General features: G+C 71.1%; 12 protein-coding genes and 1 tRNA gene. 9 read left to right on the top strand and 4 right to left on the bottom strand.

Features of this window, described 5'->3' with window-relative positions; all coding sequences use genetic code 11:
* Positions 1-2 precede the first annotated feature (2 nt).
* From G5B31_RS21445 to G5B31_RS04055, 4 genes are all read left to right on the top strand, one after another.
* Positions 3-1,373, top strand: coding sequence for an ATP-binding protein (locus tag G5B31_RS21445; RefSeq protein WP_165014062.1), 1,371 nt, complete (start codon positions 3-5; stop codon positions 1,371-1,373).
* Between the two features lie 327 nt (positions 1,374-1,700).
* On the top strand, positions 1,701-3,659 hold the full coding sequence (locus G5B31_RS04065) for a caspase family protein (protein WP_165014060.1): 1,959 nt from the start codon (positions 1,701-1,703) through the stop codon (positions 3,657-3,659).
* A gap of 45 nt (positions 3,660-3,704) precedes the next feature.
* Positions 3,705-4,766: a serine protease gene (locus G5B31_RS04060; RefSeq protein WP_165014058.1), complete on the top strand. Its 1,062-nt coding sequence runs from the start codon at positions 3,705-3,707 to the stop codon at positions 4,764-4,766.
* A gap of 120 nt (positions 4,767-4,886) precedes the next feature.
* The gene (locus G5B31_RS04055) at positions 4,887-5,891 is read left to right on the top strand and encodes a formylglycine-generating enzyme family protein (RefSeq protein ID WP_165014056.1); all 1,005 of its coding nucleotides are present in this window, start codon (positions 4,887-4,889) and stop codon (positions 5,889-5,891) included.
* Between the two features lie 157 nt (positions 5,892-6,048).
* Here the strand turns inward: G5B31_RS04055 and G5B31_RS04050 are convergent, their stop codons facing one another.
* Together G5B31_RS04050 and G5B31_RS04045 are read right to left on the bottom strand one after the other, a co-directional pair.
* The gene (locus G5B31_RS04050) at positions 6,049-6,873 is read right to left on the bottom strand and encodes a hypothetical protein (RefSeq protein WP_165014054.1); all 825 of its coding nucleotides are present in this window, start codon (positions 6,871-6,873) and stop codon (positions 6,049-6,051) included.
* Positions 6,874-7,037: 164 nt separating this feature from the next.
* Entirely contained in the window at positions 7,038-7,715 is a 678-nt protein-coding gene (locus G5B31_RS04045) for a hypothetical protein (protein WP_165014052.1), read from the bottom strand.
* Positions 7,716-7,841: 126 nt separating this feature from the next.
* Here G5B31_RS04045 and argE point away from each other — a divergent pair, with 126 nt between their 5' ends.
* The 4 genes from argE to G5B31_RS04025 all read left to right on the top strand — a co-directional run bounded on the left by argE (position 7,842) and on the right by G5B31_RS04025 (position 12,676).
* A complete protein-coding gene (argE, locus tag G5B31_RS04040) occupies positions 7,842-9,008 on the top strand; it encodes an acetylornithine deacetylase (RefSeq protein WP_165014050.1) in 1,167 nt (388 codons plus the stop codon).
* A gap of 131 nt (positions 9,009-9,139) precedes the next feature.
* Positions 9,140-10,426: an RNA polymerase sigma-54 factor gene (locus G5B31_RS04035; protein WP_165014048.1), complete on the top strand. Its 1,287-nt coding sequence runs from the start codon at positions 9,140-9,142 to the stop codon at positions 10,424-10,426.
* Between the two features lie 57 nt (positions 10,427-10,483).
* A complete protein-coding gene (locus tag G5B31_RS04030; RefSeq protein ID WP_165014046.1) occupies positions 10,484-12,499 on the top strand; it encodes a hydantoinase/oxoprolinase family protein in 2,016 nt (671 codons plus the stop codon).
* Between the two features lie 100 nt (positions 12,500-12,599).
* Positions 12,600-12,676 (top strand) — tRNA-Met (locus tag G5B31_RS04025).
* Positions 12,677-12,736: 60 nt separating this feature from the next.
* Here G5B31_RS04025 and G5B31_RS04020 read toward each other — a convergent pair.
* A complete protein-coding gene (locus G5B31_RS04020; RefSeq protein WP_165014044.1) occupies positions 12,737-13,093 on the bottom strand; it encodes a VOC family protein in 357 nt (118 codons plus the stop codon).
* Between the two features lie 70 nt (positions 13,094-13,163).
* On the bottom strand, positions 13,164-13,973 hold the full coding sequence (gene bhcR / locus G5B31_RS04015) for an HTH-type transcriptional regulator BhcR (protein ID WP_165014042.1): 810 nt from the start codon (positions 13,971-13,973) through the stop codon (positions 13,164-13,166).
* A gap of 152 nt (positions 13,974-14,125) precedes the next feature.
* Between bhcR and bhcA the strand changes: the two genes are divergently transcribed.
* The gene (gene bhcA, locus G5B31_RS04010; protein WP_165014040.1) at positions 14,126-15,316 is read left to right on the top strand and encodes an L-aspartate--glyoxylate aminotransferase BhcA; all 1,191 of its coding nucleotides are present in this window, start codon (positions 14,126-14,128) and stop codon (positions 15,314-15,316) included.
* The last annotated feature ends 39 nt before the right edge of the window (positions 15,317-15,355 follow it).

Genomic DNA, 15,355 nt, shown 5'->3' with positions numbered 1-15,355 from the left:
GGGTGTCCCCCGCCGACGAACGCCCGCTGAAGGCCCGCGCGACATGGCGGCTGGCGGCGGTGATGGCGGCAGCGGTGGCGGCGCTGGCGATGCTGGCGATGGGGCTGCAATACAGGCTGGTGGAGACCCGGTTGATGCAGGCGCAAAGGGCGCTGCTGACCGCCGATCTGGACGGCTTCGCCGCCCTCTACGACCAGCGCCGGATCATCGCCGTGCGCGAGGCCATCGCCTTGCGGGCGGCCTCGGGCGCCGATGAGATGCTGCTCTTGATGGACCGGCAGGGCGGGGTGCTGGCGGGCACCTTGCCCGGCTGGCCCGAGGGGCTGGCGCGGCAGGGCGGGGGCTTCACCATAGACCCGGCGCAGGAGATCATCCGCGACGGCCACCGCTGGCTGGCGGTGGCGCGGGAATTGCCGGGGGGCTTCCCGCTGCTGCTCGGCCGGTCCTTGCAGCCGGTGGACGACACGCTGGCGGATCTGCGGCGGGGGATGCTGGGGCTGTTGCTGGCGGTGCTGCTGGCCGCCGGGGGCACCGGCTGGCTGGCCGCCCGCTGGGTGATGGCCCGCATCGGCCGGGTGAATGCGCTGGCCGACCGGGTGGCCGGCGGCGACCTCTCGGCCCGCCTGCCCGGCCCGCGCGCGCCGGACGAATTCGGCCTGCTGGAGACCCATGTCCACGCCATGCTGGACCGGATCGAGAACCTGAACCGCGCCACCCATCACCTGTCCGACACCATCGCCCACGAGCTGCGGACGCCGCTGAACCGCATGGTCCAGCGGCTGGCGCGGCTGGAGGGGCAGGAGGAGGAGGTCGGCGCGCTGAAGGCCGAGATGCGTCAGGCGATCCGCATGTTCGATGCCCTGCTGGACATCAGCCGGGCCGAGGCCGACCAGGGCGGCGGCGGGCTGGTGCCGGTGGACCTGTCTTCCGTGGCCGCCGAGGTCTGGGAACTCTACGAGCCGCTGGCCGAGGACAAGGGCCTGCTGCCGCGCGCCGAGGTGGCGTCGGGGTTGCAGGTGCTGGGAGACCGCACCCTGATCGCGCAGGTGGTGGCGAACCTGCTTGACAACGCCATCAAGTATTGCGGCCCGGGCGACAGCCTGGCCCTGACCGTGGCGACCGAGGGCGGCCGTCATGTCCTGCGGCTGGCCGACAGCGGGCCGGGCCTGCCGGCCGGGCTGCGCGAGGAAGCCTTCGACCGCTTCACCCGCGCCGACCGCGACCGGGCGCGGGGGATCAAGGGCCACGGGCTGGGGCTGGCGCTGGTCCGCGCCATCGCCGCCCGGCATGGGGCGCGGCTGATCCTGCCGCAGACGGCGCGCGGGCTGACGGTGGAACTGGCCTTTCCGGTGTTGGCCGAGGGTGGTGTGTAGCTGCTGTTTCGCGTCTCCCTGGCGAAGGCGCGTGCCTTCGCCACGGCGCAACGGTTCAATCATCCCGGCCGGGCCCCAAAGGCCCGGCCAGCGCCCGCCCCGCCCTCGGCGGGCGCTTCTCGCCCGCCGGGTCGGGCGCTGGCCTGTCGGGGTTATGCGCTGCCAGCGTGTCCGGGTGATATGCCACGCACGGGCGGGGGCGAGGCAATGCCTCGCCTTTTCCCGCCCGACCTGACCGCCGACCTCCCCCGATGACAAATGCAGTCATCCGATCCCGCATCCCCTGCGCGGACTTGTGCCACGCCCCGGCCCCGCTATCTTGGCCGCATGATCAGACCCCTGGCATATGCGCTTCTCCTTTCCACCACGGCCCTTCCGGCCCTGGCCGAGACGCGCGCCATCGTCATCGGCGTCTCCGACTACACCGTGCTGGACGCCGACCTGAAGGGCCCCTCGCACGATGCCCAGCTGATCGCCGAGACGCTGGTCGCCCGCGGCGTGGACCCGGCGCAGGTCACCGTCCTCGCCTCCGCCCCGCCGTCGCTGCCCGAAGGCGTCTCCAGCGCCCAGCCGACCCGCGCCGCCATCCTGGCCGCGATGGAGGATGTGGCGGCGAAGGCCCAACCCGGCGACACCGTGGTGTTCTACTTCTCCGGCCATGGCTCGCAGGCCCCCGATGCCTCGGGCGACGAGGGCGGGGGGTATGACGAGATCCTGCTTCCCGCCGATGCCGCCGGCTGGAAGGGCGCCATCGGTGCGGTGGAGAATGCCATCGTCGACGACGAGTTGCAGGCCTGGGCGCAGGGGCTGATGGACCGCGGCGTCCAGCTGGTCGGGCTGATCGACGCCTGCCATTCCGCCACCGGCTTCCGCGCCATCGGCGGCGAGGGCGTGGCGAAGACGCTGGAGCCGGAGACGCTCGGCATCCCCGACGACGCCCCCTCGGCCCCCGCCGCCGCGCCGCTGGTGCTGCAGGGGGACTACGTCTTCCTCTATTCCTCGCAGTCCGACGAGCGGTCCTTCGAATACCCGTTCGGCGACACCGGCGCCTGGCATGGCGAGTTCACCCTGCGGCTGGCGCAGGTGCTGGCCGAGGCGCCGCAGGCGACCTGGGCGCAGGTGCTGGCGGCGGCGACCGACGCCATGGCGCAGGGCCCGGCCCGGCAGATGCCGGAAGGCGAGGGGCCGCTGCTGGACGCGCAGGTCTTCGGCACCGGCTCCGCCCCCGGGCGCTGGCGGCTGGATGGGGCCAAGGTCGAGGCCGGGCTGCTGCAGGGGCTGGAGGCCGGGGCGGAACTGACGCTCTATGCCGCCGGCGCGGGCGGGGAACCGCTCGGCACCGTCACCGTGGCGAAGGCCGAGGCCCGCAGCGCCACCCTCTCCGGCCCGCTGCCCGAGGGCGCCGCCTGGGCCGAACTGACCGCTGCTGCTCCGGCGAAGCCCTTGGTGCTGGCCGCCCCGGTCCGCGCCGATGCCGGCGACGGCTTCGACTATGCCGCCTGGGAGGCGGCCCTTCCCGCCCCCGGGGCGGACCCCGACCTGATCCCGATCCTTGTGGACGGCACCGTGGCGCTGGCCAATGCCGACGGCGTGCTGGACCCGGAGGGCCCCGGCTCCACCCCCCGCATCGTGCCGGAGGAGGGCGAGACTCCGGCGGCGGCGGTGGAGCGGGTGCTGGAGACCGCCGCCCATGGCCTGCGCCTGCGCGAGACGCTGGCCGGCGCCGCGGGCCGCGGGCTGACCGGCCAGCCGGTGATCGCGATAGAGGTGGAGCGCCGCCCCGCGCTGCCGGTGCCGTCCGAGGGCGGCGTGGCCTGCGGCCCGGCCGATCCCGGCACCGCCGCCGATCCGGCGAAGGGCGTGGCGCCCTGCGACCAGCTGTGGCTGACGCTGACCAATACCTCCGGCAAGGCGCAGGACGTCTCGGTCCTCTATTTCTCCGCCGATTTCACCGTGGCGCCGATCTGGCCGGTGCAGAACCTGGCGAACCGCCTCGCCCCCGGCGAAAGCGTGACCGTGGGGCTGCAGATCGCCGCGGGCTCCACCGCGGGGCTGGAGGAGATCTGGGTCCTCGCCGTGCCGGAAGGCGACGGCCCGCGGGTGGACCTGACCCGCCTTGCCAGCCCGGAGATGACGCGCGATTTCGCCGGCGCATCGGACGGGATGACAATGTGGCTGGAAGACCGCATGATCGACCCCGAAGAGGCCGCCAACCGCGGATTTTCCCTGAAACCCAGCCCCCTTGCGATGATCCGCCAGGTGGTGAGACTGACGCCCGAGCCTTGAGACACCCCCGGGGACGATTGCCCCGGACCCGCAACGGAGACCATGATGCGAAAATCCCTTTTGACCTCGACATTCGCCGCCTTTCTGGCGCTGACCGGCGGCGCCCTGGCCGAAGCCCCGCCCGAGGTGCTGACCGGCGACTTCGGCGGCGCCGGCTCCTCCTCGCCCTTCGACTTCGCGGCCTCGGGTTCCAAGGCCGCCCGCAATGCCGAGCCCGAGGAGGCCGGCGCCAAGGTGATCGGCGGCGAGGTCGCGGCCGATGGCGCCTGGCCCTGGCAGGTGGCGCTGGTGGTGGCGGGGCAGCCGGTCTCGCCCGACACCCAGTTCTGCGGCGGCTCGCTGGTGCTGGACACCTGGGTGCTGACCGCGGCGCATTGCGTCCACATGGCGGACGACCAGGGCGAATGGTTCGATGTCGATCCCAAGGCGATCTCGATCCTGGTCGGCACCAACAAGCTGGACGGCACCGGCGACGTGGTGCCGGTGGAGAAGATCATCAAGCACCCCTCCTACCTGGGCACCCAGTTCGACTACGACATCGCGCTGATCAAGCTGGCCCGGGCGCCGACCGTGCCCTACAAGACCATCGAGGTGCCGGACGCCAACTTCAGCCAGGTGCTGAACCAGCCCGGGGTGACCACCATCGTCACCGGCTGGGGCCTGCAGAACGGCGGCAAGCTGTCGCCCGAGCTGCGGCAGGCGCAGATCCAGATGCTGGACCGCAACCTGTGCAACACCGCGATGATGGAGGCCCGGGCGGACGAGGCCGCCAAGGGCTTCTCCTACGCCGCCCAGGTCTTCGGCCTGCGCGAGGAGGACGCCTATGCGGTCTGGGACGAACTGGTCGCCAAGGCGCCGATGCCGCTGAGCGAGAACATGATCTGCTCGGGCACCTTCGAGGGCGGCAAGACCTCGTGCAACGGCGACAGCGGCGGGCCGCTGGTGGTGCCGCTGGAGGACGGCAGCTACATCCAGGCCGGCATCGTCAGCTGGGGGCTGAGCGCCTCGTCCGGCAAGGGCTGCGAGGAGACGGCGACCTTCTCGGCCTATACCAACATCGCCAATTTCGTGCCCTGGCTGAACGAGGTGATCCAGAGCGCCCCGTGAGGGGGCAGAAAGGACAGGAGGCCCCTTCCTTGAGGAGGGGTCTTCTTGCGTAGGGTTGGGGATAAGCCCTTTGGCCGTTGAGTGCTGGTTCAGTATTAAGGTGGAATGGAAGGACGGGAAGTGACACTGAAGCCAATGCTCGCGAGAGCGGTTTCCCTGATCAGTGCCAGTGCGGTATCGGCTGAGATGAGCACCGAAGTCAATGTGACTGAACCAACGGGGTTGCCTCCGTTCGAGCTGTTTCAGGAATGCGATGCCTGTCCCGAGATGATCGTCATGCCGCCGGGCGAGTTCATGATGGGGGCCATCCCGGGAGAATCCGTCAACCCGTTCGACATCTATGGCGAGAACGCCGGGATGCGTAAACGGGGGCCGGATGAGCCGAACATCATCCCGAGCGAGCACCCGCGGCACAGGGTGCAGATGGATATCCCCTATGCCATCGCGCGCAACGAGACCACCCATGCGGATTGGATGGCCTGTGTGGAGGATGGCGGCTGCACCCATGTGCCCGATCACCGTGTCCTGACACCCAGTGGATACAGGGAGCTGGGTCCACAGCATCCTGTGATCAACGTCTCCTATCTCGACTCGCTGGAATATGTGGCCTGGCTCAACGGGCAGGTCGGCGCCGAGGTCTATCGCCTGCCGACGGAAGCCGAGTGGGAATATGCCGCGCGCGCCGGGACGGAGACTCCCTTTGCGCAAGGCGATGAACTGACTGCGGAGCAGGCGAATTTCTCGCGGAGCGCGAGTGAGAACCTGCGGGGAGAGCCCATGCCCTGGCTTCTTGACCGATATATGCCGGTGCCTGTCAACGAACTCGACGCAGCGAACGCTTGGGGCGTTCGGCACATGTCGGGGAATGTCGTGGAGTTAACCCTGTCCTGTTGGTCGGAAGAGCACTTGGGCCTGTCAAGTGATAGCGCCTATCTTGCCAATGCTGTAGCACCGGATTCCTGCCGGAGCGTCGCCAATCGGCGTGTCGCCAAAGGCGGAGCATATATGATCGCCATGGACAGTCTCCGTCCTGCCAGACGATTTCGTCCGACTGAGGATCGCAGGCGTGGCTTTTTTGGGTTTCGTGTTGTCCGGATTCTTGAAGGCAGCGAGGGAGTGCAATAGCGATACTGGTTCAATGATCCGGCGATAAATTCGGGTCAGTGGTTGCAAGATGGCTCTCTTCCGCAAAGCTGTCGGCCAGGTCCTTGCTCCAACAATCCCGCGATGAGGAAAGACCCGGGCGTCCACCCGGGCCTTCCGTCCTCCGCCGCAGCGAAGATCAGTTCGTCATCAGGTAATAGGAGTTCCGGCTGCGGCCGGTGTTCTCCACCGCGATGTAGAAATAGCCGTCCCAGGCCGGGACGAAATCGCAATAGACTTGGTCCGAGGGCGAGGTGTCGTAGCAGATCACGTTGCCGTTCTCGTCGGTGATCACCATGTCGAGGTTGGCGTCGCCGTCGCCGACCACGGCCACCTCGGCATAGGAATTGCCGTAGAAAGGCACTTCCCAGATGTCCATCCGGCCCGAGTTCAGCCGCGACAGCCAGCTGACCGCGCCGCCGATCCGCCCGCGCGAGGTTTCCGCCTCGGCGTCGGCGATGATCTCCTTCAGCGCCTCGTCGTCTCCGGCCAGTTCCGTCGCCTTGGCGAACATCTCGGCGGCGGTCGGCGGGGCCTCGGCGGCGCCCTCGTCCTCGTTCGCGGCGGCGCCGAAGGTGGCCACGGCGGCGGGGCGGGTCTCGCCCTCGTTCATCATCGGCGCCGGGGCGGCGGGCGCGGCGGGGGCGGCCTTCTTGCGGAAGCTATCGAGGCTGAGTCCCTCCTCGTCGAAGCCGGCGGGGTCGAGCGCGGCGGGCTCCTTCGCCTCCACCTCGGCCGAGGCGGCCAGCTTGGCGGCGGTCAGCACGGTCAGCGCGTCGCCCGAGGCGGTGCCGATCTCGTAAAGCTCGTAGGCCATCGACAGCGTGGCCGCGGCGCCGCGTTCGCCGCCGGCGGCGGTGGTGACGTTGGTGCCGGACTTGTCGGCATCCTGGGCGAAGGAGGGCAGGGAAAGCGCCACCAGCGCGGTGGTGGCGAGCGTCAGGGAAAGGGATTTGAGTTTCATGGCGGATCCTATGCTTGCACATGTGGCCCGGGGGGCAGGGGGCCGGGATGCGGGCATGGTGTCATCCCGCGAAGCGTTTGGAAAGACGGCATGGCGTGACAAATGCCGTCATCCGGGGGAGGGCGATTTTTCGGCGAAAAATCGGGATCTCCCCGCAGCGGCGGTCAGTTGGTGACCAGGCGATAGCGGGTCTCGTTCCCACCCCGGTTTGTCACCGTCACGGTGAAGAAGCCGTTGCGCGCCGGGGTGAAGCCGCAGAAGGCACGGTCGCGGGAGCCGTCCTCGCGGCAGATCTCGGCGCTGGTCTCGTCGGTGACGGTCAGGTCGAGATTGCCGCTGCCGTCGCCCGTCAGCGCGATCTCGGCCGGCAGGCTGCCGTTGAAGGCGATGCGCCAGCTGTCGGCCTTGCCTGCGGGCAGGACCATGGCGGCGGCGCTGACATGGCCGCGGCCGGGGGCGGGGCGCTCCAGCGCCGCGGCGACATCGGCGGCCACGTCGGCCAGCGCCGGGCTCCCTTCGGCCATCATCAGCGCCAATGCCAGCGCCTCGGGCGAGGCCGGATCGCGCGGCAGGCCGGCGGCGGCGGGCGCCTCCGGGGCCGGAGTGCCGGCGCCCTCATGCGTCCAGCCGGTGGCGGGGCGCAGTTCGGCGCCGCGGGCCAGCCGGGCGGCGGCGAGCAGCAGCACCGCATCCTCGCGCGCGAGGCCGAGGTCGTGGATCTCCTGCGCCAGCGCCAGCTGCCGCACCGGGCCGGGGGCGGCGGCCTCGGCGGCGGGCGCAAGGTTGGGGCCTTCCGCCGCGGCGGGCAGGGCGGAGAGCAGCAGGGCAAGGGCGGCGCGCATCGGGTGGTCCTTCCTGGCGGCCAGATTTGCACCAAGGCCGCGGCGGGGGGAAGGCGGGATTTCCGCTTCCCCCTTCCGGCGCAACGGCTTTCGCGCTACCCCGGGGGCCGACAGGAGGAACCGCCCATGCCCGCCATCCCCTCGGCACAGGACATCCTTGCCCGGCTGATCGCCTTCGACACCGTGTCCTCGAACCCCAACCGGGCGCTGATGGACTGGGTGGCCGGGCTGCTGGCCGGGGCGGGAATCGAAAGCCTGCTGGTGCCGGACGCTGGCGGCGGCAAGGCCAATCTCTACGCCACCGTCGGGCCGGCGGGCGGCGGCGGGGTGATGCTGTCAGGCCATACCGACGTGGTGCCGGTCGAGGGGCAGGCCTGGACGCATCCGCCGTTCCAGCTGACCGAGGCGGAGGGGCGGCTCTACGGCCGCGGCACCGCGGACATGAAGGGCTTCGTCGCCTGCGCGATCCGGGCGATGCTGATGGCGGCGGAGACCGGGGTCAAGACGCCGCTGCACCTGGCGCTGTCCTATGACGAGGAGATCGGCTGCATGGGTGTGCGCAGCCTGATCGAGATGCTGGAGGCCGCGCCGCAGCGGCCGCGGTTCTGCATCGTGGGAGAGCCGACGGGGATGCAGGTCGCCACCGGCCACAAGGGCAAGGTGGCGCTGCGGGCTACCTGCATCGGCCGCGAGGGCCATTCCGCGCTGGCGCCGCTGGCGCTGAACGCGCTGCATCTGGCGGCGGAGTTCATCGGCACGATCCGGGCGGCGCAGGCGCGGGTGGCGGCCGAGGGGCCCTTCGACGGCGACTACGACGTGCCCTATACCACGATCCACGCCGGCAAGATGCAGGGCGGCGTGCAGGTCAACATCGTGCCCAACCGCGCCACGGTGGATTTCGAGATCCGCTCGCTGGCCGGGGTGGACGTGGCGGCGCTGATCGGCGAGCTGCGCGCGGGCGCGGAGGCGATCGTGGCGCCGCTGCGGGCGGAGTTCCCCGAGGCGGCGATCGAAGTGGAGCGGCTGTGGGACTATCCGGGCCTGGGGACGCCGACGGATGCCGAAGTGGTGAATTTCGTCAAGGCGCTGACCGGGGCGAACGGCACCATCAAGGTGGCCTTCGGCACCGAGGGCGGGCTGTTCGATGCCCGCCTCGGCGTGCCGACGGTGATCTGCGGCCCGGGGTCGATGGCGCAGGGGCACAAGCCGGACGAATTCGTTGCCGTCGAGCAGATCGGGCGCTGCGAGGCGATGCTGGCGGGGCTGGTGGAGCGGCTGCGGGCGGGGCTGTGAACTGGCCGAAGGGGCTTGCGGCTGGGGGCGGAGCCGGGGGTTTTCCACCCCCGGACCCCCGGAGGATATTTGGGGACAGATGAAGACGAGAGGCGTTGCCGGGCGCCGTGCGGCGGCCTAGCCTTGCGGCCATGTCGGGGCGCAATCGCATCACCATCGCGCAGAGCCAGAGGCTGTCGCTGAACACGCGGCTCTTGTCCTCGATCAAGGTGCTCGGCAGCGATGCCGCGGGGCTGAGCCGGTTCCTGGAGGAGGCGGCGGCGGAGAACCCGCATCTGCTGGTGGAGCCTGCCCCGCCGGGCGACTGGCTGCCGCGCTGGTCCGAGCCGCTGCGGCAGTTGCGGGAGGGGGCGGCGCCGGCGGCGGAGGAGATCGCCGCGGCGGCGGGGCCGAGCCTGCAGGCGCATGTGGCGGAGCTGCTGGCGGGGCTGCGGCTGCGCGGGGCCGAGGCGCGGCTGGCCGAGGGGCTGGCGCTGGCGCTGGAGCCTTCGGGCTGGCTGGGCCGGCCGCTGGAGGCGCTGGCGGCGGAGGCGGGGCTGGCCCCGGCGCAGGCGGAGGCGGTGCTGGCGCGGGTGCAGGCGGCGGCCGACCCTGCGGGCCTGTTCGCTCGCGATCTGGCGGAATGCCTGCGGCTGCAGGCGGCGGAGGAGGGCTGGCTGGACCCGCTGGCCGAGGGGGTGCTGGCGCGGCTGCCGCTGGTGGCCGCCGGCGCGGTGGAGCGGATCGCGCGGGAGCTGGCGGCGGAGGAAGCGGCAGTGGAGGCGGTGATCCGCCGCATCCGCGGGCTGGACCCGAAGCCGGGCGCGCGCTTCGCCGCCTGCGCCGCGCCCTTGCGCGAGCCGGACCTGATCGCCCTCCGCGGGCCGGAGGGCTGGGAGGTCCGGCTGAACGGCGCGGCGCTGCCGGCGCTGCGGTTGGCGGGGGAGAAGGGGCCGGGACGCAGCGCGGCGCAGGCGCTGGTCCGCATGGTCGAGGGGCGCAACGCCACCCTGCTGCGAGTGGCGCGGGCGATCCTGGCGCGGCAGGTGGCGGCGCTGGAGCAGGGGATCGGCGCGCTGCGGCCGATGACCATGGCCGAGGTGGCCGAGGCGACCGGGCTGAACCAGAGCACGGTCAGCCGGGCGGTGGCGGGGACGGCGGTGGACACGCCGCGCGGCACCTGGTGGCTGCGGCAGCTGTTCAGCCGGCCGGTCCGCGGCGAGGGGCCGGCGGCGGCGGCCTTGCGCGACAGCCTCGCCCGGCTGGTGGCGGCGGAGGATGCGGCGCGGCCGCTGTCCGACGCGGCGCTGGCGCAGGCGCTGGCCGCGGCCGGGGCGCCGGTGGCGCGGCGGACGGTGGCGAAATACCGCGACATGCTGGGCATCCCGCCGGCGCACCGGCGGCAGAAGCGCGACAGGAAAGGTCGCACCCGGGGATGACGCCGGCCCTTGGCCGCGCTAGTCAGGCGGGGCGAAGGACAGGAACGGAACACGCGCATGGCCTATTTTCTGGGCGTCGACACCGGCGGCACCTATACCGATGCGGTCATCATGGACGATGCCGCCAATCTGGTTCTCGGCAAGGCGAAGTCGCTGACCACGCGGGCCGACCTCGCGCTCGGCATCGGCGGGGCGGTGGATGCGGCGCTGGCGGCGGCGGGCATTGCGGCCGCCGACATCGCGCTGGTCTCGCTGTCGACCACGCTGGCGACCAATGCGCTGGTCGAGGGGCAGGGCGGCCGCGTCGCGCTGGTCTTCATCGGCTTCGACGAGGACGACCTGACCCGCGGCGGGCTGGCCGAGGCGCTGAAGGGCGACCCGGTGCTGCGACTGGCGGGCGGGCACGGCCATGCCGGCAACGAGGCGGCGCCGCTGGACCTGGCGGCGCTGGAGGCGGCGGTGGCGGAGCTTGGCCCGCAGGTGATGGGCTTCGCCGTGGCCGCCCGCTTCGCCACGAGGAACCCCGCGCATGAGATCGCCGCGCGCGAGGCGATCCGGCGGGTGACTGGGCGGCCAGTGACTTGTTCGCATGAACTCTCGGCCCAGCTGAACGGGCCGAAGCGGGCGCTGACCGCGGTGCTGAACGCGCGGCTGATCGGCATGATCGACCGGCTGGTCGCGGCCTGCGAGCGGCATCTGGCGCAGGTGGGCATCGACGCGCCGCTGATGGTGGTGCGCGGCGACGGGGCGCTGATCTCCGCCGCCATGGTGCGCGAGCGGCCGATCGAGACCATCCTGTCCGGCCCCGCCGCCAGCATCGTCGGCGCGCGCTGGCTGACCGGGGCGAAGGATGCGCTGGTCAGCGATATCGGCGGCACCACCACCGATGTCTGCCTGCTGAAGGACGGCCTGCCCGAGATCGACCCGCAGGGCGCCCGCGTCGGCGGCTTCCGCACCATGGTCGAGGCGGTGGCGATGCGGACCACCGGCCTTGGCGGCGACAGCGAGGTGCATCTCTTGACCGAGGGACTGGAGGGCGGGCTGCGCCTCGGCCCGCGGCGGCTGATCCCGGTGTCGCTGCTGGCGGCGGAGCATGGCGCCATGGTCCATGCCGCGCTGGACCGCTGGCTGTCGTCCGAGAAGGCGGGCGACATGGACGGCCGCTTCGTCCTGCCGATGGCCGGTTCGGCGGGCGGTCTCGGTCCGCGGGAACAGGCGGTGCTGGCGCGGCTGGACCGGCCGATGCCGATGGCCGATGCCCTGACCTCGCGGCTGGAGGCGGTGGCGCTGGACCGGCTGGTGGCGCGGGGGCTGGTGATGATCTCGGGCGTCACGCCCTCGGATGCCTCCCACGTGCTGGGGCAGCTGGACAGCTGGGACGCCGCGGCGGCCGAGAAGGCGCTGATGCTGATGGCGCGGCGGCGGACCGGGGCGGGCGAGCGCTTCGCCCAGGGTCCGGGCGCGCTGGCGCAGGCCATCGTCGACCAGCTGACGGCGCAGACGGTTGACTGCCTGCTGGAGGCCGCCTTCGCCGAGGACAGCGCCTTCGCCGGCGAGGACCCGGTGGCGCTGGCGCTGCACCGGCTGACCGCGGCGGGCCTGTCGCGGCACAGCGGCATCGTCGCGCTGTCGGCGCGGCTGGCGGTGCCGGTGATCGGGCTGGGGGCATCGGCGCCCTCCTACTACGGCGCGGTGGGAGACCGCCTGGGTTGCGAGATGATCCTGCCGGAACATGCTGGGGTGGCCAATGCCATCGGCGCGGTGGCGGGGCAGGTCAGCCAGCGGGTCTCCGGCATGGTCTCCTCGCCGGGCGAGGGGCGGTTCACCGCGCATATGTCCACCGGCCCGCAGCATTTCGCCGACCAGGACGCGGCGATGGACGCGATGGAGGCGGCGCTTCGCGAGGAGGCGGTGGCCCGGGCGCGGCTGGCGGGCGCGGTGGACCTGCGGGTGACCGCCAGCCGCGAGGTGCGCGGCGCCGAGATCGAGGGCCGGACGATGTTCGTCGAGGGCATGGTGACGGTGACGGCCTCCGGCCGCCCGCGGGTGGCGCACGACCGGGCGGCGGAGTAGGGCGGCCCGGGGAGCGCCCACGGCGGAGCGGAACACCTGCGCGAGGCCGTCGGAATGCCTCTTGACGGGGCCGGACCGACCGCCTATTCCGCCCGCCAGTGGCTAGGTAGCTCAGCTGGTTAGAGCACGCGACTCATAATCGCGGGGTCGGGGGTTCGAGTCCCCCCCTCGCCACCACTTATCTCTCTTCTCAGGATGCTTCCTTGCGGTCGGGCGATGTAAGCCCATCACGGGAGGTCAGGCTTGCCTGTGTTCCAATACATTCACCAGCTTCCCCGCCGGGTCCCGGAGGTAGAAGCGACGCACCCCCCATGGTTCGTCGGTAAGGTCGTAGGCGATGGGAAAGCCCCGCGCCTTTGCCCGCTCGAATACTTCATCCACATTGCTGACCTCTATCGAAAAGTCGGGAACGGGAGTGCCCGCCCCGCCTTCTTCGGCAATGCTGATCTGGGTGGCTGCGCTTTGGCCCGACATCAGCGTTACGATCCAGCCGTGATCCATGCCGACGGTCATGTCGAACAGCGTTTCGTAAAAGCTTCGGACTTCACCGATCTCTGACGTGCTGATATTCGCCACGATCCGAAGAACTGTCATGCTTCCCTCTTGCTGCTTGGCATCGCCTGTTGCCGGATCGGGCCCTCGATTCTCTGGCTGATCGGCAGTCTCATGGCTGCATCCCGCCCGTCGCTTCCGTCACCCTGTCCGCCGCCGCCCGCACCAGTTCCCCGATCCGCGTCGCGTCCGACAGGCCCATGCGGAAGGCGGGGCCTGACACCGACAGGCCCGCCACCGGCTCGCCGTGGGCGTTGAAGATCGGGGCGGCGACGCAGCGCATTCCTTCGGCGCGTTCCTGGTCGTCGATCGAGAAGCCGCGCTCGCGGGTGCGGGTCAGGTCGCGCAGCAGGGAATGGTCCGAGGTCAGGGTCAGCGAGGTGAACTTCGCCAGTCCCTGCCGGGCGATGATGCCGCGGACCTTCTCCTCGGGATACCAGGCCAGCAGCGCCTTGCCGATGCCGGAGGAATGCATCGGACCCTTGGTGCCGGGGGCGAAGAAGGCGCGGATCGCCTCGTGCGTTTCGACCTGGGCCAGGAAGACCACCTCGTCCTTGACCTCGGCGCCGAGGTTGGCGGTCTCGCCGGTGTCGCGCATCAGCTGGTCCATCGGCTGGCGGGCGCGTTCCACCACCTTGGTGCGGCGCAGGAAGGCGGTGCCGGTGCGGAAGGCGCCGGAGCCGATGTGCCAGAACTGGCCGGGTTCCTCGACCTCGACCATCCCGTGGCCCTGCAGGGTGACCAGCGCGCGGTAGACGGTGGCGACGGCCTCGCCGGTGGCCTCGGCGATCTCGGAAAGCGTCCGACCGGGATAGGCGGCGACATGGGAGAGAATCTCCAGCCCCCGGTCCAGCGCCTGCACGGTGTTCTGGTCGGTCTTGTCGTGGAAGGCCTTGGGTCGGCCGCGGGGTTTCTGCGCCATCGGTTTTCCTCCTGCCGCGGCTGAAAAACCGCAAGGTGATGATCCGGCGGGAGATTATCACCTCTCGAATCAAATGAAAAATCTTTTCGAAAAAATTGTGATGACGGCTCGGTCGCCCTAATGTGGTTCCATCCAAGAGGGAGCTTTCTGCCATGTCCTTCCAGAACCCGGTCTTCATCCCCGGCCCGACCAACATGCCGGAATCGGTCCGCAAGGCCTGCGACATGCCGACGCTGGACCACCGCAGCCCGGCCTTCGCCCGCCTGTTCAAGCCCGCGGTGGCCGGCGTGAAGCGGGTGCTGAAGATGGATGCGGGCGAGGTCGTCATCCTGCCCTCCACCGGCACCGGCGGCTGGGAGGCGGCGATCACCAACACGCTGTCGCCCGGCGACACCGTTCTCGCCGCGCGCTTCGGCATGTTCAGCCACCGCTGGATCGACCTCTGCCAGCGCCACCGGCTGAACGTCGAGATCATCGAGACGCCCTGGGGCCAGGGCGCGCCGCTGGCCGCCATCGAGAAGGCGCTGAAGGCCGACAAGGGCGGCCATATCAAGGCCGTCCTCGTCACCCACAACGAGACGGCGACCGGGGTGCGGTCCGACATCGCCGGCATCCGCCGGGCGATGGATGCGGCCGGGCATGGGGCGATGCTGTTCGTGGATGGCGTGTCCTCCATCGCCTCGATGCCCTTCGATTTCGCCGGCTGGGGCGTCGACATCGCGGTGGCGGGCAGCCAGAAGGGCTTCATGCTGCCGGCGGGGCTGGCGATCCTGGGCGTCTCGCCCAAGGCGCTGGCGGCGATGGAGACGGCGCAGCTGCCGCGCACCTTCTTCGACTTCCGCGACATGCTGGCGGCCTATGCCCGCGGCGGCTATCCCTATACGCCGGCCGTCGGGCTGATCGCGGGCCTCGCCCATTCCATCGAACTGCTGGAGGACGAGGGGCTGGACAACGTCTATGCCCGCCATCACCGGCTGGCCGAGGGCGTCCGCCGCGCGGTCGCCGGCTGGGGGATGGCGCCCTTCGCGGCCTCGCCGGAGCTGTATTCGGACACCGTCACTGCGGTGAAGGTGCCGGAGGGCTGCAACGGCACCGATCTGGTACAGCTGGCGGCGTCGAAATACGGCATGGCCTTCGGCGTGGGCCTCGGCGAGGTGGCCGGCAAGGTGTTCCGCATCGGCCATCTGGGGATGCTGACCGACGCCATGGTGCTGTCGGGCCTCGCCGTGGCCGAGATGTGCATGGCCGATCTGGGCTGGCCGGTGCGGCTCGGCTCGGGCGTGGCGGCGGCGCAGGAATACTACCGCGGCACGGCGCCGGCGATGGCCCTGGCGGCGGAGTGAGGGTGGAGAGCGCCGGGGGGCCAGCCCCCCGGACCCCCC

Origin of the sequence: Rhodobacter sp. SGA-6-6 (assembly GCF_011043545.1) — a bacterium.
Taxonomy (GTDB): domain Bacteria; phylum Pseudomonadota; class Alphaproteobacteria; order Rhodobacterales; family Rhodobacteraceae; genus Pseudogemmobacter.
This window is presented reverse-complemented; position numbering and strand designations above follow the sequence as displayed.

Bases quoted from the DNA above. Each gene is read 5' to 3' on its own strand.
- G5B31_RS04065 (WP_165014060.1), top strand. From the start codon at position 1,701: ATGATCAGACCCCTGGCATATGCGCTTCTCCTTTCCACCACGGCCCTT.
- G5B31_RS04060 (WP_165014058.1), top strand. From the start codon at position 3,705: ATGCGAAAATCCCTTTTGACCTCGACATTCGCCGCCTTTCTGGCGCTG.
- G5B31_RS04050 (WP_165014054.1), bottom strand. From the start codon at position 6,873: ATGAAACTCAAATCCCTTTCCCTGACGCTCGCCACCACCGCGCTGGTG.
- G5B31_RS04045 (WP_165014052.1), bottom strand. From the start codon at position 7,715: ATGCGCGCCGCCCTTGCCCTGCTGCTCTCCGCCCTGCCCGCCGCGGCG.
- argE (WP_165014050.1), top strand. From the start codon at position 7,842: ATGCCCGCCATCCCCTCGGCACAGGACATCCTTGCCCGGCTGATCGCC.
- G5B31_RS04035 (WP_165014048.1), top strand. From the start codon at position 9,140: ATGTCGGGGCGCAATCGCATCACCATCGCGCAGAGCCAGAGGCTGTCG.
- G5B31_RS04030 (WP_165014046.1), top strand. From the start codon at position 10,484: ATGGCCTATTTTCTGGGCGTCGACACCGGCGGCACCTATACCGATGCG.
- G5B31_RS04020 (WP_165014044.1), bottom strand. From the start codon at position 13,093: ATGACAGTTCTTCGGATCGTGGCGAATATCAGCACGTCAGAGATCGGT.
- bhcR (WP_165014042.1), bottom strand. From the start codon at position 13,973: ATGGCGCAGAAACCCCGCGGCCGACCCAAGGCCTTCCACGACAAGACC.
- bhcA (WP_165014040.1), top strand. From the start codon at position 14,126: ATGTCCTTCCAGAACCCGGTCTTCATCCCCGGCCCGACCAACATGCCG.